The sequence below is a fragment of the Litchfieldella anticariensis FP35 = DSM 16096 genome, assembly GCF_000409775.1.
GTDB classification, from domain to species: Bacteria; Pseudomonadota; Gammaproteobacteria; order Pseudomonadales; family Halomonadaceae; genus Litchfieldella; species Litchfieldella anticariensis.
In genome coordinates, this window is the sequence record NZ_KE332392.1 from 576,901 (window position 1) to 603,492 (window position 26,592).

The 26,592-nt window shown below is 58.8% G+C and carries 24 protein-coding genes; 13 read left to right on the top strand and 11 right to left on the bottom strand.

Features of this window, described 5'->3' with window-relative positions:
• Positions 1-18 precede the first annotated feature (18 nt).
• The 4 genes from L861_RS18245 to miaB form a co-directional block, all read right to left on the bottom strand.
• Complete coding sequence (locus L861_RS18245; protein WP_016418123.1) at positions 19-903, bottom strand: CorC family transporter; 885 nt, start codon at positions 901-903, stop codon at positions 19-21.
• Positions 900-1,424: an rRNA maturation RNase YbeY gene (ybeY, locus tag L861_RS18250; protein WP_016418124.1), complete on the bottom strand. Its 525-nt coding sequence runs from the start codon at positions 1,422-1,424 to the stop codon at positions 900-902. The genes L861_RS18245 and ybeY overlap by 4 nt, the downstream gene beginning before the upstream one ends.
• Positions 1,421-2,542 carry a PhoH family protein gene (locus tag L861_RS18255; protein WP_016418125.1) on the bottom strand — a complete coding sequence of 374 codons (1,122 nt, stop codon included), beginning with the start codon at positions 2,540-2,542 and terminating at the stop codon, positions 1,421-1,423. The genes ybeY and L861_RS18255 overlap by 4 nt, the downstream gene beginning before the upstream one ends.
• A 113-nt stretch (positions 2,543-2,655) precedes the next feature.
• Positions 2,656-3,999, bottom strand: coding sequence for a tRNA (N6-isopentenyl adenosine(37)-C2)-methylthiotransferase MiaB (gene miaB / locus L861_RS18260; protein ID WP_016418126.1), 1,344 nt, complete (start codon positions 3,997-3,999; stop codon positions 2,656-2,658).
• 228 nt (positions 4,000-4,227) lie between these two features.
• Between miaB and L861_RS18265 the strand changes: the two genes are divergently transcribed.
• The 3 genes from L861_RS18265 to L861_RS18275 all read left to right on the top strand — a co-directional run bounded on the left by L861_RS18265 (position 4,228) and on the right by L861_RS18275 (position 6,050).
• Positions 4,228-4,557 carry a DUF1820 family protein gene (locus tag L861_RS18265; protein ID WP_016418127.1) on the top strand — a complete coding sequence of 110 codons (330 nt, stop codon included), beginning with the start codon at positions 4,228-4,230 and terminating at the stop codon, positions 4,555-4,557.
• 207 nt (positions 4,558-4,764) lie between these two features.
• Positions 4,765-5,388 carry a TIGR04211 family SH3 domain-containing protein gene (locus L861_RS18270; RefSeq protein WP_016418128.1) on the top strand — a complete coding sequence of 208 codons (624 nt, stop codon included), beginning with the start codon at positions 4,765-4,767 and terminating at the stop codon, positions 5,386-5,388.
• 8 nt (positions 5,389-5,396) lie between these two features.
• Positions 5,397-6,050, top strand: coding sequence for a class I SAM-dependent methyltransferase (locus L861_RS18275; protein ID WP_016418129.1), 654 nt, complete (start codon positions 5,397-5,399; stop codon positions 6,048-6,050).
• A 44-nt stretch (positions 6,051-6,094) separates the two neighbouring features.
• Here the strand turns inward: L861_RS18275 and L861_RS18280 are convergent, their stop codons facing one another.
• The 4 genes from L861_RS18280 to ggt form a co-directional block, all read right to left on the bottom strand.
• Positions 6,095-6,682, bottom strand: coding sequence for a YajG family lipoprotein (locus L861_RS18280; protein WP_016418130.1), 588 nt, complete (start codon positions 6,680-6,682; stop codon positions 6,095-6,097).
• A 110-nt stretch (positions 6,683-6,792) separates the two neighbouring features.
• A complete protein-coding gene (locus tag L861_RS18285; RefSeq protein ID WP_027947925.1) occupies positions 6,793-8,235 on the bottom strand; it encodes an aspartate ammonia-lyase in 1,443 nt (480 codons plus the stop codon).
• A gap of 141 nt (positions 8,236-8,376) precedes the next feature.
• Positions 8,377-9,690 (bottom strand): MFS transporter, encoded by a 1,314-nt coding sequence (locus L861_RS18290; RefSeq protein ID WP_081645888.1) that lies wholly within the window; start codon positions 9,688-9,690, stop codon positions 8,377-8,379.
• Complete coding sequence (ggt, locus tag L861_RS18295; protein WP_236617178.1) at positions 9,641-11,311, bottom strand: gamma-glutamyltransferase; 1,671 nt, start codon at positions 11,309-11,311, stop codon at positions 9,641-9,643. The genes L861_RS18290 and ggt overlap by 50 nt, the downstream gene beginning before the upstream one ends.
• 211 nt (positions 11,312-11,522) lie before the next feature.
• Here ggt and rpe point away from each other — a divergent pair, with 211 nt between their 5' ends.
• The 4 genes from rpe (at position 11,523) to L861_RS18315 (ending at position 14,863) form a co-directional block, all read left to right on the top strand.
• Positions 11,523-12,221, top strand: coding sequence for a ribulose-phosphate 3-epimerase (gene rpe, locus L861_RS18300; protein ID WP_016418134.1), 699 nt, complete (start codon positions 11,523-11,525; stop codon positions 12,219-12,221).
• A 4-nt stretch (positions 12,222-12,225) separates the two neighbouring features.
• Positions 12,226-12,504: a GIY-YIG nuclease family protein gene (locus L861_RS18305; RefSeq protein WP_016418135.1), complete on the top strand. Its 279-nt coding sequence runs from the start codon at positions 12,226-12,228 to the stop codon at positions 12,502-12,504.
• A 75-nt stretch (positions 12,505-12,579) separates the two neighbouring features.
• Entirely contained in the window at positions 12,580-13,446 is an 867-nt protein-coding gene (locus tag L861_RS18310; RefSeq protein WP_016418136.1) for a mechanosensitive ion channel family protein, read from the top strand.
• A gap of 148 nt (positions 13,447-13,594) precedes the next feature.
• Entirely contained in the window at positions 13,595-14,863 is a 1,269-nt protein-coding gene (locus L861_RS18315; protein WP_016418137.1) for a PQQ-dependent sugar dehydrogenase, read from the top strand.
• 59 nt (positions 14,864-14,922) lie between these two features.
• Here the strand turns inward: L861_RS18315 and L861_RS18320 are convergent, their stop codons facing one another.
• Positions 14,923-16,218 (bottom strand): NAD(P)/FAD-dependent oxidoreductase, encoded by a 1,296-nt coding sequence (locus L861_RS18320; RefSeq protein ID WP_016418138.1) that lies wholly within the window; start codon positions 16,216-16,218, stop codon positions 14,923-14,925.
• Between the two features lie 298 nt (positions 16,219-16,516).
• Between L861_RS18320 and L861_RS18325 the strand changes: the two genes are divergently transcribed.
• The 5 genes from L861_RS18325 to trpC all read left to right on the top strand — a co-directional run bounded on the left by L861_RS18325 (position 16,517) and on the right by trpC (position 21,518).
• Complete coding sequence (locus L861_RS18325) at positions 16,517-17,182, top strand: phosphoglycolate phosphatase (protein ID WP_016418139.1); 666 nt, start codon at positions 16,517-16,519, stop codon at positions 17,180-17,182.
• A 253-nt stretch (positions 17,183-17,435) separates the two neighbouring features.
• Positions 17,436-18,932: an anthranilate synthase component I gene (gene trpE / locus L861_RS18330; protein ID WP_027947927.1), complete on the top strand. Its 1,497-nt coding sequence runs from the start codon at positions 17,436-17,438 to the stop codon at positions 18,930-18,932.
• Between the two features lie 68 nt (positions 18,933-19,000).
• Positions 19,001-19,585 (top strand): anthranilate synthase component II, encoded by a 585-nt coding sequence (locus L861_RS18335; RefSeq protein WP_016418141.1) that lies wholly within the window; start codon positions 19,001-19,003, stop codon positions 19,583-19,585.
• A gap of 36 nt (positions 19,586-19,621) precedes the next feature.
• Positions 19,622-20,644 carry an anthranilate phosphoribosyltransferase gene (gene trpD / locus L861_RS18340; RefSeq protein ID WP_016418142.1) on the top strand — a complete coding sequence of 341 codons (1,023 nt, stop codon included), beginning with the start codon at positions 19,622-19,624 and terminating at the stop codon, positions 20,642-20,644.
• 64 nt (positions 20,645-20,708) lie between these two features.
• Positions 20,709-21,518 carry an indole-3-glycerol phosphate synthase TrpC gene (gene trpC, locus L861_RS18345; RefSeq protein WP_016418143.1) on the top strand — a complete coding sequence of 270 codons (810 nt, stop codon included), beginning with the start codon at positions 20,709-20,711 and terminating at the stop codon, positions 21,516-21,518.
• An 85-nt stretch (positions 21,519-21,603) separates the two neighbouring features.
• Here trpC and L861_RS18350 read toward each other — a convergent pair whose 3' ends face one another.
• Positions 21,604-21,804 (bottom strand): DUF2905 domain-containing protein, encoded by a 201-nt coding sequence (locus tag L861_RS18350; RefSeq protein ID WP_016418144.1) that lies wholly within the window; start codon positions 21,802-21,804, stop codon positions 21,604-21,606.
• A 65-nt stretch (positions 21,805-21,869) separates the two neighbouring features.
• A complete protein-coding gene (locus L861_RS18355; protein ID WP_016418145.1) occupies positions 21,870-25,091 on the bottom strand; it encodes an FAD-binding and (Fe-S)-binding domain-containing protein in 3,222 nt (1,073 codons plus the stop codon).
• Positions 25,092-25,297: 206 nt separating this feature from the next.
• Between L861_RS18355 and serS the strand changes: the two genes are divergently transcribed.
• On the top strand, positions 25,298-26,575 hold the full coding sequence (serS, locus tag L861_RS18360) for a serine--tRNA ligase (protein WP_016418146.1): 1,278 nt from the start codon (positions 25,298-25,300) through the stop codon (positions 26,573-26,575).
• The last annotated feature ends 17 nt before the right edge of the window (positions 26,576-26,592 follow it).

The following is a 26,592-nucleotide window of genomic DNA, read 5'->3' on the forward strand; positions in this document are numbered from 1 at the left end:
CGGTGCGACCACCTAGGCTCAGCTGTGTTCTTCCTCATGGGTGGTGACATTCCGATTCTGCTCGGCTTGCAGCAAGCGGATACGACGGTTGTCGGCATTGAGGACCGTGAAGCGCCAGGTGCCGAGGTCAGCGTATTCGCCGCGGCGCGGCAAGTGACCAAAGCGTTGCATCACCAGGCCGCCGACGGTATCGAATTCGTCATCCGAGAACTCGGTGGCAAAGCGGTCATTGAAATCTTCGATCGGGGTAAGGGCCCGAATAGCGTAGCTACCGTTGCCTAGCTCACGGATATCCTCTTCTTCATCGATATCGTGTTCGTCCTCGATATCGCCGACGATCTGTTCGAGGATATCCTCGATGGTCACGATGCCCGCGGTGCCGCCGTATTCATCCACCACCACAGCCATGTGATTATGCGTGTCGCGAAACTCCTTGAGCAGACTGTTGAGGCGCTTGGATTCGGGCACGAACATCGCCGGACGCAATACGCTGCGTAGCTCGAACGATTCTTGGCTGGAGGGTTTCTGACACAGTAGTGGCAGCAGGTCCTTGACCAACAGGATCCCTAACACTTCGTCGAGATTCTCGCCTACTACCGGATAGCGGGAGTGACCCGTCTCGAGAATGACCGGCAGATACTCCTCAGTGGGTTGATCGACAGTGATGGCGGTTACCTGAGATCGGGGAATCAGTACCTCTCGTACCTGCTGGTCGCTGATTTGCAGGGCGCCTTCGATAATGGTCAGGGCATCCTGGTCGAGACGCAGACGCGAGCCAGCCTCGCGCAGGAATTCGAGCAGCTCGTCACGGGAACTGGGTTCGTCAGTATCGTTGGTAAAGGCGCTGAACAACTTCTCGAGCCAAGACTTGTTGCCCTGGCCGCTCGATCGGTCTTCGCTCATGCGTCGTGTCTCTTGTCCTCGGAATCAAGGGGGCCGTGGGGCAGCAGATAAGGATCGGCTATACCGAAGCGAGCAAGAATCTCACCTTCGAGTCGTTCCATGCGTTCGGCCTCGGAATCTTGGATATGGTCGTAACCCAATAAATGCAAGGTGCCATGCACCACCATATGGGTATAGTGAGCGGTGAGTGACTTGTCTTGTTCGTTTGCCTCGCGGACGACCACCTCATGACAGATCACCAGGTCACCCAATAACGGTAGCTCGATACCGGCGGGAGCGTCGAAAGGAAAGGACAAGACATTGGTCGGTCTGTCCTTGCCGCGGTAATCGCGATTCAGCGAACGGCTTTCCACCGCGTCGACAAAGCGCACGGTCAGTTCATGACGTACCTCATCGGGATGACAGGAGAGCACCGCGCCAACCCAGTTTTCGAGTTCGGCTTGAGAGGGCAGTGTCTCGCTATCGGCAGGGTAGGACAATGCTACCTGCCGATCGACAATGACCGGAGGAGGTTCACTCATGAGGAGGACTCCTGACCGCTCTTGGGTCCACCATCCTGATCTTGCTTCTGATCGTTGCCGTTTGCCTGCTGGCGGGATAGCTGCTCACGGCGAAGTTGCTCACGCTCCTGCTTACGCGCACGTTCGGCAGCTTCTTCCTGTGCTTCGAAATGATCGTACGCCTCGATGATGCGCTGTACTAGAGGATGGCGTACCACATCCTTGGCGGCAAAGTGGGTCACCCCAATTCCAGGTGTGTCCTTGAGCACTTCCAATACTTGGATCAAACCGGAGTTCTGGCCGCGTGGCAGGTCTACCTGAGTGATATCGCCAGTGATTACCGCCGTGGAGCCGAAACCGATACGCGTCAGGAACATCTTCATCTGCTCGCGAGTGGTGTTCTGACTCTCGTCGAGAATAATGAAGGAGTTGTTGAGAGTGCGTCCGCGCATATAGGCCAGCGGCGCAATCTCGATGATCTGACGCTCGATCAGCTTGCCAACCTGCTCGAAGCCGATCATCTCATAGAGGGCGTCATACAGGGGGCGCAGATAGGGATCGATCTTCTGTGCCAGGTCGCCTGGCAGAAAACCAAGTTTCTCACCGGCCTCGACCGCCGGACGTACCAGCAGGATACGTCGCACTTCCTGTTGATTGAGTGCTTCGACTGCGGCGGCAACGGCCAGATAGGTCTTGCCGGTACCCGCCGGGCCGATACCGAAATTGATGTCATGAGCACGGATGCTCTGGACATAGCTTTGCTGGTTGAAGCCACGCGGCTTGATCAGTGCCTTGGGGGTGCGCAGCAGCACCTCGCCTTCATCCCCCGTCCCTTCGTCTTCCTCCAGTGCCTCGAGGCCAGATTCCTGCAGGAACAGGTGCACCGTGTCGGGAGAAAGTTCACTGGCTTCGGCTTCCCGGTAAAGGTGTTCGATGACATTGGCTGCAGCCTTCACGCGGGGACTGGGGCCGGCGAGCTGAAAAGTGTTGCCGCGATTACGCAAAGTCACGCCAAGCCGTGACTCGACTAGCTTGAGGTGTTCGTCGCGCTGGCCGCAAAGATTGGCCAGACGCATGGGGTCATTGGGTTCGAGGGTCAGGGTGATGATGCGATTGGCCTGAGTACTGTTCTGGCTCAAGAGCAGAGGATCCATGCGTTGCAGTGAGATTAAGGGAGCTTACTGCCCCGAGCCGGCTCGGGGCAATGGCAAATTCCGCAAGACTGGCCCTTGGTCGTAAGCGGCACCAGAGATCAGTACCGCTCAGGAGAGGCCAGTTCACCTCGCAGAGAGTTGGGGAGCGCTTCGGTAATCTCCACATCGACGAAATAGCCGATCAATTCGGCTGGGTTGGCGGCGCGGAAGTTGACGACACGATTGTTCTCCGTTCGGCCAGAGAGCTGCCCCGGGTCTTTGGGTGAAAAGCCTGTGACCAGAATACGTTCGGTATTTCCCACCATGCGTCGACTGATCTGCATGGCTTGCTGATTGATACGTTCCTGCAATATGGCTAGGCGCTGTTTCTTGACCGCTTCCGGGGTTTCGTCTTCGAGGCTGGCTGCTGGCGTACCAGGACGTGCCGAATAGACGAAGCTGAAGGAGACGTCGAAGCCGATGTGATGGATCAGATCCATGGTGGCTTCGAAGTCAGCCTCCGTTTCGCTGGGGAAGCCGATAATGAAGTCCGAGGAGAAGCTGATATCCGGGCGCAGGGCGCGGATACGCTCCATCTTATCGACATATTCCTCGACTGTATGACCACGCTTCATGGCCGCGAGGATACGGTCGGAGCCGGACTGCACCGGCAAGTGCAGGTGGCTGACCAGTTCGGGAATCTCTCCATACGCTTCGATCAAACTATCGGAGAATTCCACCGGATGTGAGGTGGTGAAGCGGATTCGATCGATTCCCTCAACCGCTGCCACGCAGGCGATCAACTCGGCCAGGTCGATTTCATCACCGAGTTGGTTCTCGCCGCGATAGGCGTTGACGTTCTGACCCAGCAGGTTGATCTCGCGTACGCCCTGGTCCGCGAGGTGGATGACTTCATCCATCACCGCCTCGAACGGACGTGACACCTCTTCACCGCGGGTGTAGGGCACCACGCAGAACGTGCAGTATTTGGAACAGCCTTCCATGATCGAGACGAAGGCCGTGGCTCCATCCGATGACGGCTTGGGCAGGTGATCGAACTTCTCGATCTCGGGAAAGGTCACATCGACTACCGAAATCTGGTCGGCCTGGCGGGCATCGAGCATGGACGGCACACGATGCAGGGTCTGGGGGCCAAACACCATGTCGACATAAGGGGCGCGCTTGCGCAACGCTTCTCCCTCCTGACTGGCCACGCAGCCACCGACACCGATCACCAAGTCGGGGTTGCTTTCCTTGAGCTTCTTCCAGCGGCCGAGTTGGTGGAAGACCTTCTCCTGAGCCTTCTCGCGGATCGAGCAGGTGTTGAGCAGAATGACATCGGCCTCTCGCTCATCGTCGGTCAGCTCAAGCTGATGGGATTCGCCGAGCAGATCCGCCATGCGGGCGGAGTCATACTCGTTCATCTGGCAGCCATGGGTCTTGATGAAGAGTTTCTTCGCCATAAAAATACCGTCGTGACGCTTGATGCGCCCGACTCGTCACCAGTTTCCAGGAATGTTAAAGGGTGTGGCCAGGCGGCCGGGGTCGGATCAGATCGGTGATTATACGGGTCCTGCGTCGATGGGGCCAGCACCGTGCCGCCCGTGAGCCTGTCTATGGTATTCTTCGGGTCCGGGGCCGCAAGGCCGATCTTATTCCTATGTCTTAGTGACGTTTAGCACAGGGTCAATATGGCGTCCAAGCCCATTTACCGAATCGTGTTTCATAACCAGGGCGAGATCTGGGAACTCTACGCACGAGAGGTCTTTCAGAGCGACCTGTGGGGTTTCATCGAAGTGGAGGCCTTCGTCTTCGAAGATGCTTCCAAGCTGGTGGTCGACCCGTCCACCGAAAAACTGAGGCGGACCTTCGAGGGGGTCGGTCGTAGCTATATCCCCATGAATGCCATCGTGCGCATCGACGAAGTGGAGCGCGAGGGGACGCCCAAGGCTATCAAAGCCGAAGGCAAGGTAACGGAGTTTCCGCGTCCTACCGGATGGTCGCCGCGGGAGGATCGGTAGGTCAAAAAATGACCGATCCGTGGCTGTGCCAGGTGGCTCGCCGCTCACCCTAGCCTTGGAGATCGGTTTTCCCAAGGCTTATCCACAGAAAGTGTGGATGAGGACAAGTCTCATCGCGACACCACCCGCACGGGAGGTGCGGGAGTCGCAAGCCAGCGTGTGGCAGCGTTTCAGGAGCCCTTTGACAGTCATCAAGACGGCAAAATTATGCGTAAATTCAATATTCTGATCGCGGGTGCAGTGCTGACAACATGGGGCTTGCCCCTGATGGCGCAAGATGCGGATGACAACAGGCGCTGGGTATCCGATGAGTTGACCACCTTCGTACGTAGTGGGCCCACTGATGGATATCGCATCGTCGGCACCCTTACCTCCGGCGAGCCGGTCACGGTGCTCGATACCAGTGGCGATTATTCCCAGGTAGTGGATGGCGATGGGGATCGTGTCTGGGTATTGTCCAGGGAGCTGCAGGATGAGCCAAGCGCCACGCAGCGGCTTCCCGAACTGGAAGCCCAGGTCGAGTCTCTGACGGCCGAACTAGAAGGCATCAATGAAGAGTGGGAGCGACGTGTCGCGGTTATGACAGACACACTGGAAGCCCGTGAGCAGCGCATCGCTGAACTCGAAGCACGCAATCAGCAGCTTGATAGTCAGGTCACCGATGCCCGGCAGTCGGTGCGGGGACTCCAAGCGCGGTTGGACACCCAGGAAGAAGATTTATTGATGCGCTACTTCATGTATGGCGGTGGTGTGGCGGGGGGTGGCCTGATCCTGGGACTTATCGTGCCCCACCTGCCGCGTCGTCGCAAGAAGAGCGACCGTTGGTTCTGAGAGGCCGAATGAGCGAGAAGCCAGAGGTAGTGAACGAGTGGTTGGCGCGCTGGCGCGAGGGACGGATCGGGTTTCACCGCGATGCCCCTCATCCGGCGCTGAGACGCTACTGGCCTCAGTTCGGCATACCCTCCGAAACCAAGGTGTTGGTACCTTTGTGTGGCAAGAGCTTGGATATGCGCTGGCTTGCAGAGCGGGGACACCCTGTGCTGGGCATAGAGCTATCAGGCGACGCGCTCGACCAGTTTACCGCTGAAGGGCAAGGGGAAGTCTTGCGCTACCATCAAGACGGCTTCGAGGTACGGCGTCAAGGCAACATCGAACTCTGGGGTGGCGATTTCTTCCACTTCCATATCGAACAGGCGGCGGAAATCGGGGCCCTCTACGACCGTGCTGCCTTGATCGCCTTGCCTGAGGCGACACGGCAGCGTTATGCCTTTCATCTGGCTCAGTTGATCCCTCCTGGCGTCCGTGGATTGTTGATTAGCCTGACACGAGCTCCGGGCGACGATCGCGGTCCCCCATACAGTGTCGATACCGACGAGGTTCGGCGGTTATTCGCTCACAACTTCGAGTTGACTCACCTCGAAGATAGCGAGCCCGAAGAGAATGGTTGGCAGGAAAGCGTATGGGCCATGGTAAGACAGGGCCCTAACATGTGATACAGCAACGAGCGTCCGTGTCACGGGCGCTCGTTGCCAATCCTTCAGCGAGCTAACAGGCGGCCGAGTTCCGGATCGCGGAAAGCGCGGTTCAAACCGTCGCTCAGCAACTCGTTGACCATGTTCGTATTATCTTCGCGGTTGGGGCGTATTGCGTAGCTTTGATCACGGCGTGACGTGTAGGTGCCGGTGTAGGTATACCCGGCATTCTTTGCGACGGAGCGAAAAATGGCTTCCAGTCGCGCATTACCGAGCACGGGCTGGCCATCACCACGCTCGTAGCCCAGGCGAGTCAGGGTCAGCGTCAGGCTGGGACGTCCTTCGACACTCTCGGTAGTGGGAGTGAAGCCCATTTGGCGCACGGCCTGCTCGGCTTGTGCCTGCAATTTAGGGACCAGATCATGGGCATAGACGGTAATGGTCGCGGTCGACATGGCGGCACCGCTGCGGGTGCCGAGCACCTCTGACTCACGCCCATCCACCACGTTGACGCTGACCTGTTGACCCCCGCCCGCTTGCGGAATGTCAGCTGTGACCTTCGGGTTGGGTTGCAAGTAATGGGGGCTGGAACAACCTGCGAGCAATACCAAGGCCATGAACAAGCACAATCCCGACAACCAATGTCTTTGCATCCTTAACTCCCTGTTTGACGACGAGGCTTTGGTGCTGAGTATAAGCCGAGTGCGGCTTTCAGGCGATGGCCGCGGGTCAAGAGATCAGTGCACGCTCTGCCATTATCTCGTTACGCCAATGGCACCAGTCTGGGGGCGATCATGCTCTCGGGACGCAGGATCTCGGCCAGGGTGTCGTCATCCAGCAGCCCTTCCTCGCGTACCAGCTCCAGCACACCGCGTCCGCTATGCAACGCTTCCTTGGCGATACGGGTGGAATTCTCGTAACCGATATAGGGGTTGAGCGCCGTTACCAGACCGATGGAGCGCTCGACCATTTCTTGGCAATGTGCCTCGTTGGCGGAGATCCCCGTGATGCAGTGCTCGCGCAGCATGTCCATGGCGCGGGTCAGCAGGCGGATCGAGTCGAAGATCTTGTAGGCGATCAGTGGCTCCATGACGTTGAGCTGCAGTTGGCCTCCTTCAGCGGCCATGGTCAGTGCCAGGTCGTTGCCGATTACCTCGAAGGCGACCTGATTGACGGCCTCGGGAATGACCGGGTTGACCTTGCCAGGCATGATCGAGCTACCGGGCTGGCGCGGCGGCAGATTGATCTCATTGAGACCCGTACGTGGCCCGCTGGATAGCAGGCGCAGGTCATTGCAGATTTTCGACAACTTGACCGCTAGGCGCTTGAGCATTCCTGAGAACAGCACGAAGGCGCCCATGTCCGAAGTGGCTTCGATCAAGTCCAGTGCCGGAACCAGAGGGTGACCACTGATATCTGCCAGTCGCTCGACAGCCAGGCGCTGGTAGCGTGGGTCGGCGTTGATACCAGTGCCGATGGCGGTACCGCCCAGGTTGACTTCGCACAGCAGGGCGGGAACTTGCTTATCCAGATGGCCCAAGTCCTCGTTGAGAGTATTGGCGAAGGCGTGGAATTCCTGACCCAGGGTCATGGGCACGGCATCTTGCAGTTGGGTGCGGCCCATCTTCAGCACCTTGGCGAACTCCTCACCCTTGTCACTGAAGGCTTGGCATAGGTGTTGCAAGCTGGTCAACAGGGCGTCGTGGCCGAGCAGCAGGCCCAGGCGAATTGCCGTAGGGTAGGCGTCATTGGTGGATTGCGCCATGTTGACGTCATTGTTGGGGTGCAGATATCGGTAGTTGCCTTTGGCGTGCCCCATCAACTCCAGCCCCAGGTTGGCGATCACCTCGTTGGCGTTCATGTTGGTGGAGGTGCCGGCACCTCCCTGGATCATATCGACCACGAACTGGTCGTGGTACTGACCGTCTATCACCAATTGGCAGGCCTCGGTGATGGCCTTGAAGCGGGTTTCATCCAGGTAGCCCAAGCGGTGGTTAGCGGTGGCGGCGGCCTGCTTGACCATGGCCAGGGCGATGACCAGCTTGGGGTAGTGCGATAGCGGCACACCACTGAGGTGGAAGTTGTGGACCGCCCGCAAGGTCTGAATGCCGTAGTAAGCTTCCATGGGTACTGGCAGAGTACCCAAGAGGTCCTTTTCCTCTCGCGTGGGGAACTCGGAGGCGGTAATGGTGGCTGCAGAGGTCATGGGGGTGGTCATGGCAAGTAGAGACGCTCTTGGGTGGCATGAAGACGTGGCGCCAACTTAACCTTGGCCTGTGTGTCTTGACCAATGCCATTGCCTTGTGTGCCATGCTGCTACGACATAATGCAAGCTTGGCAGGCAGCCTCAACGGCCCGTATCGGCGGGAGAGGTCGTCGCCAAGGGGCGATGTGTGGCGAGGCACCAGAGACCGAACAGTGGCCCCGGCAGTATGATCCAGGCCAACCAGGCGCCGAGCCATTGCCATAATGGGATCAACACCAGCAAGGAGAGCATCGAGACAGCGAAACCGATGGCGTTCTGTAGCGTCAAGGCGCTGCCGACGATGGTGGTTGGGCAGGCCGCAGCGGAGAGTGCCGAGAATTGTGGTGAGTCGACCACGGCCAGGGCGCTCCAGAGTGCGAGGAAGGCAATCAACAGTGGGGTGGGGAGCCAGGCTAACAGAGGGTAGAGGGCGCAGCAGGTTGCCGAGCCGGCTAGCCCCAATTGGGCGATGCGACGACTCCCCAAGGATTGGCTTAGCCAGCCACCCAACCAGCAGGCCGGGCCGCCGATGGCAATCAGGGCAAAGGCGCCCAGCGCCAGGGTGGTCGTCGACAGCTTTGGCATGCTGGCCAGTAGCATCAGCGGCAGTAATGCCCATAGCGTATAGAGTTCCCACATATGGCCGAAGTAGGCGCTGGCAGCACGGCGGAAGTCCTTGATGTGAAAGGCTTGGATACCGATTAGCCTTGAAGCTGTCGTTGCGGGAGCATGCGATTTCGCGGTCCGGATGTCTGGAGCCTCACCGAGTCGCCACACCAGAATGCCCGCCAGCAATGCGAGTCCCGAGGCTCCCAGGATGCCATTCCGCCAGGCCATGCCTGTGCCCTGTAGCTCGCTCAGGGCTCGCAGTCCGTGCGGCAGTGCCGTACCCAGCACTAACATGCCCACCAGTAGCGCTAACCCCAAACCGGTGCGCCCAGGTGTCCAGCCGACCATCAGCTTCATGCCCACCGGGTAGATACCAGCCAAGCTCATGCCAGTCATGACGCGTAGCGCAACCGCAGGCCATAGGCTCCCAGCCCAGGGCAGCAAGGCATTGGACAATGCGCCCACCAGACAACAGGCGGCAAACAGGCGGCTGGCATCGATCCGGTCGGCAAGGCCAGAGAGTCCGATGGCTAGGGTTCCGAGTAGGAAACCGCCTTGAACGGCACCAGTCAACCAGCCAAGGTCGGCTGTTTGCAGCGACCATAGAACCTGCAGATCGTGAAGTACGGCATTAGGTGTGAACCACAAGGCAGTACCGAATAGTTCAGCGATGGCGAGAATGAAGGCCGGCATGAAGCTCTCTTCATTAGTAGCAATAGTCGATGAAAAAGGCCCGGCACTGCCGGGCCATCCGGGATCAGAGCCCCATCGCGGACGACGTCGAGCGACGTGGATCGGCACCTCCATAGTACATGCCGTCACCAATCATGATCGATTGGGCGGCCCCCATCGCTTCCTGCTGGCTGACGGTATGTCCCATGGCATCCAGTAGGTTGATGGTGTCGGGGCTGATGCCTTCTTCGATGCGCAACTCATCGGGTAGCCACTGATGGTGAATCCGGGGCACGCTAACCGCCGACTGGATGTTCATGCCATGGTCGATGACGTTCATCAATACCTGCAGTGTGGTGGTGATGATGCGCGAACCACCAGGACTGCCGGTGATCAGGAAGTTCTTGCCATCGCGCTTGACGATGGTCGGGGTCATCGATGACAGCATGCGTTTGCCGGGCTCTATCTTGTTGGCCTCACCCCCAATCAAGCCATAGGCATTGGGTACGCCGGGTTTGGCCGAGAAGTCGTCCATCTCGTTGTTGAGTAGGAAGCCAGCACCATCAACGACGATACCCGAGCCATAACTAAAGTTGATGGTGTAGGTGTTGGAGACCGCCAGGCCATTGCTGTCGGCGATCGAGAAGTGAGTCGTTTCGTTGGACTCATAGGGCAGCGGGTTACCCGGCGCGATGGTATCGCTTGGCGTGGCCGTCTCCAGGTCGATGCCGGCACGTAGCTCGGCGGCATACTCCTTGGAGGTGATACCGGAAAGTGGCACATCGACGAAGTCAGTGTCACCGAGATACTCGGAGCGGTCGGCATAGGCACGTTTCATGGCCTCGGCCATGAGATGTATGGTCTGGGCCGAATTGAAGCCCATGGTGCCGATGTCGTACTGCTCGAGAATGTTGAGCATCTGCACGATATGCGCCCCGCCCGAAGAGGGCGGACTCATGGCATAGATATCATAGCCGCGATAGGTGCCGTGGCTGGGTTCGCGGATCACCGGTTGGTAGCTGGCGAGGTCTTCGCGTGTCATCAGGCCATCATGGCGTTCCATCTCGGCGGCGATCAACTCGGCGGTTTCCCCCTCGTAGAACTCGCGTGGACCATGCTCGGCAATGCGTTTGAGTGTGGCTGCCAGGTCGGGTTGGCGGAAGATATCCCCCACCTCGTAGAAGCTGCCGTCTTCCTTGAAGAACACCTTGCGTGTCGATTCCCACTGTTCCAAGCGTTCTCGGGTATCGCGGATGCCCTCGACGAAGCGCGGTGGAACCGTGAAGCCGTTCTCGGCTAGACGGATAGCCGGTTCAAGGGCTTCAGCCAGTGTCAGGGTGCCATACTCTTCCAATGCCAAGGCCAATCCGGCGACTGTTCCGGGGACACCGGAGGCATTGTGGGTATAGCGTGAGAGTTCGGCGACAGCCTCGCCGTCTTCGTTCTGGAACATGGTCTCGAAGGCAGCGGAGGGAGCGGTCTCACGATAGTCGATGGCGATCACTTCACCACTGTTCTCGTCGGAGATCAGCATGAAACCTCCACCACCGATATTCCCTGAACGTGGTTGGGTAACGGCCAAGGCGAAACCGGCGGTCACGGCAGCGTCTACCGCATTGCCACCGGCAGCCAGTACGTCGTGCGCGACTTGAGAGGCCAGGAAGTGGCTGGTGGCGACCATGCCTTGAGTTCCTACCTGTGGGTGGAAACGTTCGCCTTCGAGAATTGCCGGTTGGGCCGCTACGCTACCGGTCATTGCACAGAACAGGAGTGAGGATGCGAAGAGGAGGGGCTTGACGCCTCTCGGGATAATAGCGGTCATGACCATATCCTTGGTATTGGTGAAGAAAGCCGCCCACCAAACGCATTCGTGCATGACACGCTGATGCACGAGATACGAGCTAGCGGATGGTTCCTGTTAGAATAGCTATCTTTTTCAATCAGTCACCCGACAATGGACTCGCTCAATGTCCGATCATCGCCCCGATTTCAAGCTTGCTCCTTCGATTCTCTCCGCCGATTTCGCCCGCTTGGGAGAAGAAGTGGATAACGTGCTGGCCGCTGGCGCCGACATGGTGCACTTCGACGTCATGGATAACCATTACGTCCCCAATCTGACCATTGGACCCATGGTCTGCGAGGCATTGCGCAAACATGGAGTCACCGCGCCCATCGATGTCCACTTGATGGTCAAGCCAGTGGACCGCATCATCAGTGACTTCATCGAGGCCGGGGCCTCTTACATCACCTTCCATCCCGAAGCGTCAGAACATATTGACCGTTCTCTGCAACTCATCCGTGATGGTGGTTGTCAGGCAGGGTTGGTGTTCAACCCCGCTACGCCTTTGTCGTATCTCGATTACGTGATGGACAAGATCGATATGATCCTGTTGATGAGCGTCAATCCGGGCTTTGGTGGCCAGTCATTCCTGCCCAGTACGTTGGGCAAGTTACATGAGGCGAAGCAGCGTATCGAAGACAGTGGTCGTGACATTCGCCTGGAAGTCGATGGTGGCGTCAAGGTCGATAATATTCTTGAGATAGCACGTGCCGGCGCTGATACGTTCGTCGCTGGCTCGGCGATATTCAAAGCGTTCAGTGAGTCCGACCCAAATCGTTACGATAGCGTGGTCCGGGCATTTCGCGACGAGTTGGCTAGAGCCTGAGGCGATGGAGAAAGACGACAGCAGCGATGCACCAGTCTGGCATCTGTATATGATCGAGACCGCCGCTGGTGCGTGGTACACGGGCGTTACCACTGATGTCGAGCGACGTTTTTACGAGCACAGCCGTGGTCTCGGTGCCAAGGCGCTGCGTGGTAAGGGCCCCCTGCGGTTGGTCTATCAACAAATGGTAGGCTCACATGGGGAAGCGCTGCGCCTCGAGGCTAGGGTCAAGCGTCTATCGGCGGCCAACAAGCGCCTTTGGGTTGCGCAGCACCGCAACTAGGGCCATAAAAGTGTCTGGGCGATGGATGGCCGTTTTCCCGGTCAGCCATGTTTTTCATCCATGAGAGGGAGCATTATGGATACGCAAGGGGTACTGAACTATCTGCAGACGGCGGGGACATCTCTCGCACTCAATCTAATCGCCGCCATTGCGATCTTCATCATCGGTCGCTGGGTGGCGAAATTGTTGCATGGCGTGGCGCTCAAGGGCATGCAGCGTAGTAATCTCGAGCCGCTTCTGGTCAAGTTCCTCGGCAATATTCTTTATGCCCTGTTACTGATCTTCGTGGTGTTAGCGGCGATTAGCCGGATCGGCATCCAGACGGCTTCGCTAATTGCAGTGATTGGTGCTGCCGGTCTTGCAGTGGGGTTCGCGTTACAGGGCTCGCTGGCCAATTTCGCTGCTGGTGTGATGGTGATCATTTTTCGTCCATACAAGATCGGCGACTACGTCGAGGCCGGTGGTGTCGCCGGCATGATCGAGGATGTCCAAATCTTTACCACCGAGCTCAAGACCGCCGACAATCGCAAGATCATGGTCCCCAATGGGCAAATGATGGCGGGCGCCATCACCAACTATTCCGCCCATGACACTCGCCGAGTGGATCTGGTGGTTAGTGTGGGCTACGAAGACGATATCGATACCGTAAGGCGGGTGCTGGAAGAAGTGATTGCCGAGGACGAACGGGTACTGGAGTCACCAGCCCCCAATATCCGCATGAACGCCATGGCCGATTCCAGTATCGACTGGATCGTGCGGCCTTGGGTCAATGCTGTCGATTATTGGGATGTCTACTGGGATTTGACCGAGAAGATCAAGCGCCGCTTCGACCAGGAAGGTATCAGCATCCCCTTTCCCCAGCGTGATGTACATATCTACCATCACGGCAATAATGGTCAGCCCGAGCAATCCAGTGGCATCGAGGCCGTTGCCAAACATTGACCGAGCGATAATTGATAGAGCGATAGTGCGATGCGAGATACGACAAAGACCGCCGACGAAACTCGGCGGTCTTTGTCGTTAGTGGCTATCTTTACTCCGTGGGTGAGGATGTCGGTTGGGTAACACACTGGCACACCAGGAGAGAACAATGAAAAACAAGCTACTCGCCGCAGGGCTTGCTGCCGGCTCGGTGGCCTTCATGTCGGCTTATGCACAGACAGACGATACCTTGGAGAAGCTGGGCAGCTTCCAGATCACGGGAGAGACAGAATTCACCACGATCGACCAGAACAGCCCCAGTGCGGATGCCGTCCGCAAGACACTGGAGCAAATCCAGCTGCCGGATGGTTTCAAGATCGATCTCTATGCACTGGTGCCGGATGCTCGTCACATGGCAGTTGGTCCCCAGGGGGTGGTCACTTTCGTCGGTACTCGCAAGACTGAGGTGTGGGCCGTTACCGATCGCGACAAGGATCGGGTGGCCGACGAGGTCAAGAATTTCGTTCCATCGCTCGACAAGGCGATACCCAATGGTCCCTGCTTCTCGCCAGAAGGCGTTCTCTATATCGCCGAGCAGAATCGTGTTCTTGCCTACCCGGCTGCTGAATTCTTCTATGAAAGTCCGGATGCGGTAGCCGTACCCGTCATACCCGGTGGTGAGCTCATCCCGGAGGAGTTCGTCAGCTACAACCACACTGCTCGGGTGTGTGATATCGGGCCCGACGGTAAGCTCTACATATCGCTGGGACAGCCGTACAACGTGCCACCCAAAGAGCACCGCGACGTCTTTGCCGAACATGGTATCGGTGGAATTATCCGGGTAAACCAGGATGGCAGTGAGCGAGAAGTCTATACCTATGGTGTCCGCAATTCGGTGGGTCAGGATTTCCACCCGACGACTGGCGAGCTGTGGTTTACCGACAATCAGGTGGACGGCATGGGAGACGACATCCCTCCCGGGGAAATCAATCGCCAGACCCAGCCGGGGCAGAACTTCGGCTTCCCCTGGTATGGTGGTGGAGACGTTCGCACCAACGAGTACAAGGACGAGGAAATACCCGAGGACGTTGTCCCCCCCGTGGTCGAAACCGATGCTCATGCCGCCGATCTGGGCATGATGTTCTATACCGGCAGGATGTTTCCTGAACAGTACCGGGGTGGCATCTTTTCCGCTCAGCATGGTTCCTGGAACCGAACCGAGCCCATTGGTGCCAGGGTAATGTTCACTCCTGTCGATGCTGAAGGCAATGTGACCGGTGCTACCGTACCGTTCGCTGAAGGCTGGCTCAATGAGAATGGCGAGTATCTCGGTCGTCCAGTCGATGTGGCGCAGCTCCGCGACGGATCGATCCTGGTTTCCGATGATCTCACCGGGGCTATCTATCGCATTTCCTACGAGGCGCCTGTTGCTGAATAAGCACCGCTATGGAAGCGCATCCGGCTGATATCAGCCAGGTGCGCTTCCCCTACGCTTCTTCAGTGCAGCTTCATCTTCGGTCTAAGGAAGCGGTTGATGCCATCGACGACGACTGTCATACCGGTCTTCACCGCACCGTGGATGGCGAACTGGTGCATTCGGTACAGCGATGCATAGAACAGCTTGGCCAGGCGGCCTTCGATGAACAGGCTGCGTGCCGATGCACCTCGCATCAGGCTGCCCACGGCATCGAAATGGGCCAGCGAGATCAACGAGCCGCGATCGTGGAAGGTGAAATCCTTGAGTGGTTTATCTTCAAGGATCGCGCACAGGTTGTGATACAGCCGTGTGGCTTGCTGGTGAGCGGCTTGGGCGCGCGGGGGAACCATCTTGCCGTCGGCCTGTGGGCAGGCAGCACAGTCTCCCAAGGCGAAAATACGTTCGTCGTCGATGCTTTGCAGTGTGCGCTTTACCTTGATCTGGTGGTTGCGTTCGGTGGACAACCCCAATTCGGAGAGAAATGACGGTGCCCGAATCCCCGCAGCCCAGACGTTGAGGTCTGTCTCGATACGCGTACCGTCAGCAGTCATGAAACCGTGTTCGTCGGCTTGGGTGACTCGGGTATCGACATGAATGTTCACACCAAGCTTTTCCAGCTCACGATACACCGCTTTACTGATACGGGTTGGTAGTGCTGGCAAGATCTGAGGTGCCGCTTCGATCAGGTGTACATCGAGTTGGCCACTGTTGAGCGACGTGAAACCGTAGCTGTGCAGCATCTTGGAGGCATCGTAGAGTTCGGCGGCCAATTCCACGCCAGTGGCGCCGGCTCCTACGATACCTACGACCAGGTTGGGATGCAGTCGTCGCTCCGGATCGCTGTAGCGCAAGAAGGTGTTGAGCATTGCCTGACGGAAAGCTTCGGCCTGTTGCGGGCTGTCCAGGAAATGGCAGTGGCTCGCCACTCCGGGAGTGCCGAAATCATTGGATACGCTACCTAGCGCCAGTACCAAGTAGTCGTACTCCAGAGTACGCGAAGGCAGGACCAAGGTGCCGTCGTCGATGATTGGGGCCAAGGTCAAGCGACGTGCGTCGTGGTCCAAGTCACTTAACGTGCCGCGCTGGAATCGGTAGCCATGCGCCTTGGAGTGACCTTGGTAGGAGACTTCATCGAGTCCCGAATCGAGAACGCCGGTGGCGACTTCGTGGAGCAGAGGCTTCCAGATGTGGGTGGGGTTGCGATCGACGAGCACGATCTCGGCACGCTTGCGCTTGCCAAGCTTGCGTCCGAGCCGGGTGACCAGCTCGAGTCCGCCCGCGCCTCCGCCGACCACCACGATACGTGGTAAGGTCATGCGAGACTCCTGACTGAAAGTGTGAAAGGTAAAGTTCGTAAAATAAGTCACCTGGGTCAGGAAGGGCGTTTCGGTGCACGACTGGCCAACAAGAAAATGGGGCTTGTGTAATGGCCTGTATCGACACGAAGGCTCACGACCTGGTAGCGGCGACGGTCGCCCAATAGCATATGCCTCTTGGACGCATATGCCTATGGCTGACGTCGGTTTTGGGTATGTTTTTTCGTAATATTACATGCATGGAAGGGGTGTCTAGCCTTGCAAATCATCTATGTGATTGATTTTTAAGGAGAGTGAGATGCATCCGATATTGTCGGGGATTCACCTGGTCACCTTTGATTTGGACGGAACCTTGATCGACTCGGTGCCCGACTTGGCGGTGGCGGTTGGTCTGGCGCTGGCTGACGAGGGGCTGCCGGAGCCTGGGGAAAGCAAGGTGCGTGATTGGGTTGGCAACGGCTCGCACAAACTTCTGGAACGAGCCCTGCGCGATGCGACGGGAGAGTTGCCTGCGTCTGATGTACATGAGGCCGTTCATGAGGCGTTCCTGCACCACTATGGTCAGGCGCAGAGTGCAAGAACGCGGCTCTACCCTGGAGTGCGCGAGGCACTGGATGCACTGCTGGCGAAAGACATGCGGCTGGCGCTGGTAACCAACAAGCCGCATGCCTTTATCGATCCGATTCTTGAACGTTTCGGTCTGGCTCGGTATTTCGGTCTATGTGTAGGTGGCGATTCACTGCCCCAGAAGAAGCCAGATCCCGCACCGCTGCAGCACGTGGCCAGGTACTTTGGGGTTGCGCCACAGCATTGCTTGATGATCGGTGACTCACGGCATGACATCGAAGCCGGGCGCCAAGCAGGCTTTCGGACACTGGCGGTGCCGTATGGTTATAATCATGGCGAACCGGTGGCGGAGAGTCGTCCCGATGCGATGGTTGAATCGCTGGCAGAACTCGTTTAGGGTTGGACAATCGCTGCTATAAGAAGCGTTGAATCGATAAGATTCCGCTATAACATTCGTTTTACGGACAGTTCCATGACACTGGAATCCCGCCTTTCCTTGCAACTCCTCTTGGCCGTTCACGGCGCTGGTGCGCTGATGCGCGATGTCAAGCGTTGGCGATGGTGATCGCTTCTCTTTTCTTGGGGCCCTTGGGCTCCGCGAGCTTGTCGTCACTATTTAGAAACGTCTTGTAAGGAATTGCCGGGCCATGATGACTCCCGAACGCTTCGCCGAGCTGGCGCAGGCCGGTTACAACCGTATTCCGGTCATGCGCGAAGTACTCGCCGATCTCGACACCCCCTTGTCGACCTACCTCAAGTTGGCCAATGCTCCTTGGACCTTCCTGCTCGAGTCCGTGCAGGGGGGAGAAAAGTGGGGGCGTTATTCGATCATCGGTCTGCCGTGCCGTGAGCGGGTCGAAGTGCATGGTTTCGAGGTGCGTCATATCATTGATGACGAGCCGCAAGAAACGATTGCAGTCGAGGATCCGCTAGTCTGGATAGAAGCCTTTCAGCGCCGCTTTCAGGTGCCGCGTCTTGATGACCAGCCGCGTTTCGACGGTGGTCTGGTGGGTTACTTCGGCTACGACACCATTCGCTATATCGAGCCTCGCTTGCGTGGACCGCACGTGGATGCCAAGCCTGATCCGCTGGGGGTACCAGATATCCTGCTGATGGTCTGCAACGATCTGGTGGTGTTCGACAACCTTTCCGGTCGTCTGACGCTGTGGACTCATGCCGACCCGTCGGAAGCCGAGGCCTATGAGCACGCCAAGGCACGGCTCGAGCGCCTGGAAATCCAGTTGCGCAGTGCTACTGTCAATACTGTCAGCCCAGGGACCGGTCGCAGTGCCGTCGAAGAGGGGCACTTTACATCGGGATTCACCGAAGAGGGCTTCAAGGCGGCGGTGGAGAAGATCAAGGAATATGTGCTGGCCGGTGACGTCATGCAGTGCGTACCGTCGCAACGCATGTCGATTCCCTATCAGGCACCACCGTTGGACCTGTATCGGGCGCTGCGCAGTCTTAATCCTTCACCCTACATGTTCTTCGTCAATCTCGGTGACCATCAAGTGGTGGGATCGTCGCCGGAGATTCTCACTCGCCTGGAAGAAGGTGAAGTGACGGTACGGCCGATTGCCGGCACCCGGGTGCGAGGCCGTACTGAGGACGAGGACCACGCCCTGGAAGCCGACCTGTTAAGCGATCCCAAAGAGATCGCCGAGCATTTGATGCTGATCGACCTGGGACGCAATGATGTCGGTCGGATCAGTGAGGTCGGCTCGGTCAAGGTTACCGACCAGATGGTGGTGGAGCGCTATTCGCATGTCATGCACATCGTCTCCAATGTCACCGGTCGTCTGAAACCAGGACTCTCGGCGATGGACGTACTGCGTGCGACCTTCCCAGCGGGCACCTTGTCCGGTGCGCCGAAGATCCGTGCCATGGAGATCATCGACGAACTGGAGCCGGTCAAGCGCGGCATCTATTCCGGTGCCGTGGGCTATCTTTCCTGGCACGGCAACATGGATACCGCCATTGCCATCCGCACCGCGGTAATCAAGGACGGTGAACTGCACGTGCAGGCTGGAGCCGGCATCGTGGCCGACTCGGTGCCCGAGATGGAGTGGCAGGAAACGCTCAACAAGGGACGGGCACTGTTCCGGGCCGTAGCCATGGCCGAGCGTGGCCTGGACAACCTCGAATAATGCTGCCCACGATTACCTGAATGATATCGCCTGGCAGTTGCTGGCCAGGCGAAAGCGGAGACCGATCCATGTCCGTGCTGATGCTGGATAATTACGACAGTTTTACCTACAACCTGGTGCAATATTTGGCCGAGTTGGGTGCCAAGGTCGAGACATACCGCAACGACACCATCGACATCGAGTTCATCGAGGCCATGGCGCCAAGCCACATCGTCATTTCTCCCGGGCCTTGCACTCCCAACGAGGCCGGGATCTCCATGGAAGTGATTCGTCACTTTGCCGGGAAGCTACCTATCCTTGGCGTGTGTCTGGGGCACCAGGCCATTGGCCAGGTGTATGGCGGTGACGTTGTGCGGGCCCCTCAGGTCATGCACGGCAAGACCTCGAAGGTACATCATCATGATACCGGTGTATTCAGGGGGCTCGAGAATCCGTTGGAAGTGACGCGCTATCACTCATTGATCGTGGCGGCCGACAGCCTTCCTGAATGCCTGGAAGTCACCGCCTGGGTGGACGATGATGATGTCACGCCTGGCGTGATCATGGGGTTGAGACACAAGACCCTCGATATCGAGGGAGTGCAGTTCCATCCGGAATCGATCTTGACCCGCCAGGGGCATGAGTTGTTGGCCAATTTCCTCGAACGCACTTAACCGCCACCGGCGCGACTGGAACGGAGACCCATTATTATGCTGATGCGAGAGGCCATTGCGGCCGTAATGCGTGGCCAGAGCCTGAGTTTCGATCAAACTCATGCTGTAATGCGTACGATCATGACCGGCGAGGCCACCGACGCTCAGATCGGTGGCTTTCTGATTGGCCTGGCGATGAAAGGGGAAAGCGCCGAGGAGATCAGTGCCGCGGCCCAGGTGATGCGTGAGTTGATGACGCCTGTCGAAGTGCACTGCGAGAACGTCGTCGATATTGTTGGCACCGGGGGTGACGGCGCGAATCTATTCAATGTTTCCACGGCATCGAGCTTCGTCGCCGCAGCGGGTGGTGCCCATGTTGCCAAGCACGGCAACCGGAGCGTGTCGTCGTCGTCCGGCAGTGCCGACCTGTTCGATGTGGCGGGAATCAAGATCGATATCGATGCCAATCAGGTGGCACGTTGTATCGATCAGGTTGGGGTGGGTTTCATGTTCGCACCCATGCATCATCAAGCAATGCGCCATGCTATCGGTCCTCGTCGCGAGATGGGGGTGCGCACCCTGTTCAATATCCTCGGTCCATTGACCAATCCAGCCGGTGCACCTAACCAGGTGCTGGGTGTTTATGAGGCGGCCTTGGTGCCGATGATGGCCGAGGTGCTTAGGCGTTTAGGTAGCCATCATGTGCTGGTGGTGCATGCCCAGGATGGTTTGGATGAAATTTCCTTGGCGGCCCCGACCAACGTTGCCGAACTCAAGGAGGGTGAGATTCTCGAGTACACCATCGCGCCCGAGGATTTTGGCATTGAGCGCCAGTCTCTGGATCCACTCAAGGTGGTGACGGCCGAAGATAGCCTGCGGTTGGTCAAGGAGGCCTTGAGTGGTGATGGGGCGGCAGGAGATATCGTGGCCTTGAATGCCGGTGCGGCGTTGTATGTCTCGGGAGTGGCCGATACCCTTGCCGAGGGTGTGGTGATGGCCCAGGATGCCCAGGCGTCGCATCTGCCACTGGAAAAGATGAAGGAACTCGTGGACTTTACGCGCGTCTTTGCCGACGAATAGTCTTCTGCCGTGAACTGTCGGCGTCCTTCGATGTTACATGGTACGCCGAATCGGGAAACATGATATGAGCACTACATCGGTTGAATTGCCGACCATTCTGGCCAGGATCCTGGCTCGCAAGGAAGAGGAAGTAAGGGAGCGCAGCCAGGCGGTTCCCGAGCTTGAGCTGCTCGAGTTGGCTAGCCGCCAGAGCGCTCCGCGTGGTTTCGTTGCTGCACTCGACGACCGGATTCGCAAGGCCGAGCCGGCGGTGATTGCTGAGATCAAGAAGGCTTCTCCCTCCAAGGGCGTGATGCGCGAGGATTTTCGTCCTGCCGAGATCGCCGCGAGCTACCAGGTCGGCGGTGCCGCCTGCTTATCGGTACTTACCGATGCCGACTTCTTCCAAGGGCATGAAGACTACTTGATCGCCGCGCGTGAAGCCTGCGTGCTGCCAGTGATTCGCAAGGACTTCATCACCCATGGCTATCAGATCAGCGAAGCACGTGCGATTGGTGCCGATTGCATCCTGTTGATCGTCGCTGCGCTCGACGATGCTCGTATGCGAGATCTCCACCAGCAAGCGGGGGAACTAGGCATGGATGTGCTGGTGGAAGTCCATGATGCCCGGGAACTCGAGCGAGCGTTGGCACTCGAGTTGTCGCTGGTGGGCATCAACAATCGTGACCTGCATACCTTCGACACTCGGCTCGACACCACCTTCGAACTACTCGAGCGCATTCCCCAAGACGTGACGGTGATCACCGAGTCGGGCATCCATACTCGTAACGATGTCGCGCGCATGCGTGAGCATAATGTCCATGGCTTCCTGGTGGGCGAGGCCTTCATGCGAGAACCTGACCCGGGTCGAGCACTCAAGCGGCTATTCTTCTAGGCAATTTTCAGACAATGCCTAAGTCGCCTCCGCCATGAACGAGACGGGCAGCCAAGCGGCTGCCCGTCTTGCATTCAGGGCTTCCTTAGCGGTTGATTATCCACAGTGCTATGGAGATCACCACGCTGAGCAGGATCATGGTGGTGATGGGGAAATAGAAGGAAAAATTCTCACGGCGAATGGCGATGTCGCCTGGTAGCTGGCCGAAAGGGAGTTTGCTGATCCAGGGCCAGAGTAGGCCGATGACGACGATCGTCAGGCCGATCAGTATCAAGGTACGTGACATCGTTGCCTCCCGTGAGTGACAACGGCCGACATCCGCCTAGGGATGTCGGCAATCCAGATAATGCATCAGCGCGCGCGTCTCACCACATCCAACAGTCCTTGTAGAGGGTGTGCCAAACGCCGACTGGATAGGCGTTTGGCCTGGCTGCGGCACGAATAGCCGGTAGCCAGCAGGCGCCCGGCGTTGTCCGGGTTTTCGACCTGCCCCTGCCACGACTGGGCGTAGATCGTTTGCGAGGTGTCCCGATTGCGTGCCTCGTGGCCATAGGTGCCGGACATCCCGCAGCAACCGCTGGCCAGCAGCTCCAGCTCCAGTCCGAAGGCGCTGAACACCTGCTGCCAGGCCTTCGGACTGCCTGGAGCGGTGGTCTTCTCGGTGCAGTGCGACAGCAGCTTGTAGCCTGGGTCGTCGAGGCGCAGGTCGCTCGGCACGAGCCGGCGACCCAGCGATACCAGCCACTCCTGGAGCATCAACACCTCGGGCGCTGCGTGGGGGCCCAGGGCCTTGGTGTACTCCTGGCGGTAGGTGAGGGTCATGGCCGGGTCGATGCCCACCAGCGGCACGCCAAATTCAGCCAGGCCGCGGAGGCGCTTGGCCTGCTTGGCGGCGGTGCGTTCGAAGGCGCCCAGGAAACCCTGCACGTTGAGCGGCTTGCCGTTGGGGGCGAAGGGGGCCACGAAGACCCGGATGTCCAGGCGTGAGAGCAACTCGACGATATCCATGACCAGCTTGGCTTCGAAGTAGCTGGTGAAGGCGTCCTGGACCAGCACCACGCTGCGGACTTTCTGGCGCTCGGTGAGCAGCCCCAGTGCGGTCGGGGTGGCCTCGGCCACCCCCCAGGCGCGGAGTTGCTTCTTGAGGCTGGCGCGCGACAGCCGAGGGCTGTCGACCATGCCGATGGGGCCTGCCAGCAGGCGCTCGACGAGACGGTTGTCGAGCGCGGTGTTGTAGAGCGGTGCCACCGGGGCCAGGTAAGGCACGAAGAACTCCAGCCCGCCGATCAGATAGTCGCGCAAGGGACGCAGGTAGCGGCCGTGGTAGACCTCGAGGAACTGCGAACGGAATTCGGGCACGTTGACCTTGATCGGGCATTGGCCGGCGCACGACTTGCAAGCCAGGCAACCCGCCATGGCAGCGTAGACCTCGTGCGAGAAATCGGGCTCGCCGCGACGTTTGGCCAGGCTGTTACGCAACCGCCAGGGGAAGTCACGCACGAAGCCCCAGGCGCCTTCGACCTTCTTCTTGCGCGATTCCTCGACCACATCGATGTCGGCCTGGCCCTGCAGTCGTAACCATTCCCGCATCAGGCTGGCACGTCCCTTGGGCGAGTGGATACGCTCGCGGGTGGCCTTCCACGACGGGCACATGGCGTCATTGGGATCGTAGTTGTAGCAGGCACCGTTGCCGTTGCAGTACACCGCGCTGGCATGCGCCTGCCAGACACGCTCGTCGATCTGGCGGTCGCGTTGGCCGCGAGTCGGCACGCCATCGATGGTCAGCAGGCCCGGGTCGACGAGTTTGACTGGTTGTGCCTCGATGGCCTCCGACGTGACAACGGTTTCGGCCTTGGTGGTATCGGGGGCAGGCGTGCTGCTGTAGGGTGTCGCGATCTTGCCCGGGTTTAACTGGTTGTAAGGGTCGAAGGCCGCCTTGACGCGTTGCAGGCTGGGATAGAGCTCGCCGAAGAACTGGGGGGCATATTCCGAGCGCACCCCCTTGCCGTGTTCGCCCCACAGCAGGCCATGGTACTTGTGGGTCAGCTTGGCGACTTCGTCCGATATCTCGCGGATCAGCACTTCCTGTTCAGGATCCTTCATGTCGATGGCCGGGCGCACGTGCAGCACGCCGGCATCGACATGGCCGAACATGCCGTATTCCAGGCCGCGCGCGTCAAGCGCGGCGCGGAACTCGGCGATATAGTCGGCCAGGTACTCGGGTGGCACTGCGGTATCCTCGACGAACGGGATCGGCCGCTCTTCGCCCTTGGCGTTGCCGAGCAGACCCACCGCGCGCTTGCGCATGGCGTAGACACGTGCAATCTGCTCCTGGCCCTCGGCCAACGTATACCCCAGACGTTCGACGCGGGTGTCGGCTTCCAAGTGGCGGCAGAAGGCAGCAACCCGTTCGGCTAAGCGCGCGGGATCGTCGTCATTGAACTCGACCAGGTTGATACCGCGGATCTGGGGCGTCGTCCGTGTCGCGGTGGTCGTGTCGCCACCGGCTTCTGACTTGGCGCCGGCGTCTGTCGGAAAGAACTCGGCGACGCTGTCCCACACGAAATCCTCCATAGCCAGGGTCAGCACCTTGTCGTCCACCGTTTCGATCGAGGTGGGGCGAGGCGCCTGTGGCTGGGTTGATGATGAGTCGCTCGCCATCAATGCCTTGGCGTCGCGCAGCGCGTCCATGAAGCCCGCGTAGCGCACGTTGACCAGCGTCGAGTGCTTGGGAATCGGCAATACGTTGAGCACCGCCTCATTGAGGAAGCCCAGCGAACCCTCCGACCCGCACAGCAGGCTATTGATATCCAGCCGACCGTCTTCAGTATGTAGATGTGCCAGATCGTAGCCGGTCAGGCAGCGATTGAGTTTGGGGAACGTCGCATCGATCAACTCACCCTGGCTGTCGGCGATCTCGCGGGCGGTACGATGGACTTCACCCACGATACCGTCACGAGCGCACAGGGAGGCCAACTCCTCGTCGTTGACGGGGTGGCTGGTCAGCCGCTCGCCGCCCAGCAGCACGGTATCGAGTTCGAGCACGTGGTCGCGGGTCTTGCCGTACTCACAGCTGCCCTGGCCGCTGGCATCGGTGGAGATCATGCCGCCGATGGTGGCGCGGTTGGAGGTCGACAGCTCCGGGGCGAAGAACAGCCCGTGTGGCTTGAGGGCGGCGTTCAACTGATCCTTGACCACCCCCGCCTGGACCCGCACGCGGCGTTTCTCGACGTCGATGTCGAGGATGCGGTTCATGTGCTTGGAGACATCCACCACCAGGCCGTCGGTGAGCGACTGACCGTTGGTGCCGGTGCCGCCACCACGTGGGGCGAGCACCACCTGGCGATGTTCCTCGCACGCCGCCAGGCGGGAAAGGCGTTCGAGATCCTCGGCATCGCGTGGATAGAGCACCGCCTGGGGCAGGCGCTGATAGATGGAGTTGTCGGTGGCTTGCACCACACGGTTGGCATAGTCGGGTGCGATCTCGCCACGGAAGCCGTCGGCTTGCAGGGCTTCGAGAAAACGCAGGTATTGAGCGTCGAGCCGCTCGAGTGTGTCCAGTCGTGCGATCATGAGGTCGATATCAAGCCTTTGGGCGCCGCCGTTAAGCATCAAGGCCTTGGGCGGGACAAGAACGTGTCGACTACTTTACCCGAGCCGAGCAAACTGCGCATCCCGCCACCCCTTATCAGGGCGGCGTGGTGAAAAAGACGGCTTTTCCTTACAATAAGCGGCTGATTCTCGATCGCCCACTTTTACGACACGACGGACAGGATTCCATGCTCGATCCGAAACTGCTGCGTAGCGACCTCGACCAGGTCGCCCAACGACTGGCCAAACGAGGCTATACGCTCGATACCGCGCAATTCGAGGCGCTGGAATCCCGGCGTCGTGAGCTGCAAACCGAAACAGAACGCCTGCAAAACGAACGTAACACACGCTCCAAGGCAATTGGCAAGGCCAAGGCCAGCGGTGAAGACATCGCCCCGTTGCTGGCTGAAGTCAATGACTTGGGGGATCGGCTGGATGCTGCCAAGGTGCGTCTTGCTGAAGTCCAGGGCGAGTGGGAAGCCTTGGCAGCCAGTCTTCCTAACTTACCTCATGACAGTGTGTCCGTGGGTGGCGATGAGGATGACAACGTCGAACTGCTGCGCTGGGGAACGCCGCGAGAGTTCGATTTCAAGGTCAAGGATCACGTCGATCTGGGGGCCAAGCTGGGTTACCTCGACCTCGAGATGGCCGCCAAGCTGACAGGGTCACGCTTCGCCGTAATGCGCGGACCGATCGCGCGCCTGCACCGTGCCCTGACCCAGTTCATGCTCGACAAGCAGACGCTCGAACATGGTTACGAGGAATGCTACGTACCCTATATGGTCAACGCCGAGTCACTGACCGGAACCGGTCAGTTACCCAAGTTCGGCGAAGATCTGTTTCGCCTGGAGGGCGATCAGGAGTATTACCTGATTCCCACCGCTGAGGTGCCGCTCACCAATTTTGCGCGTGACACCATCCTTGAGCACAAGGCGCTGCCGGTACGGCTTACCGCCCACACTCCCTGTTTCCGCAGCGAAGCGGGCTCTCACGGGCGGGATACCCGCGGCATGATCCGTCAGCACCAGTTCGACAAGGTCGAGATGGTTCAATTGGTCGCGCCCGAAGCAAGCTATGAGGCTTTGGAAGAGATGCGTGGTCATGCCGAGGCAGTTCTCCAGGCGCTAGACCTGCCTTATCGAGTGGTGACATTGTGTACTGGCGACATGGGCTTCGGTGCCGCCAAAACCTACGATCTTGAGGTCTGGTTACCGAGCCAGAATACCTATCGCGAGATTTCGTCGGTCTCCAACTGCGAAGATTTCCAAGCACGGCGCATGCAGGCACGCTTCCGTCATCCTGAGCAGAAGAAGCCGCAGTTGCTGCATACTCTGAACGGTTCAGGCCTAGCGGTAGGCCGTTGTCTGCTAGCGGTGCTCGAAAATTACCAGAATGCGGACGGTTCGATCACCGTACCCGAAGTGCTGCGTCCCTATATGGGCGGCGTCGAGACAATCAATATCTGAGCTACGGGCTACGGGCT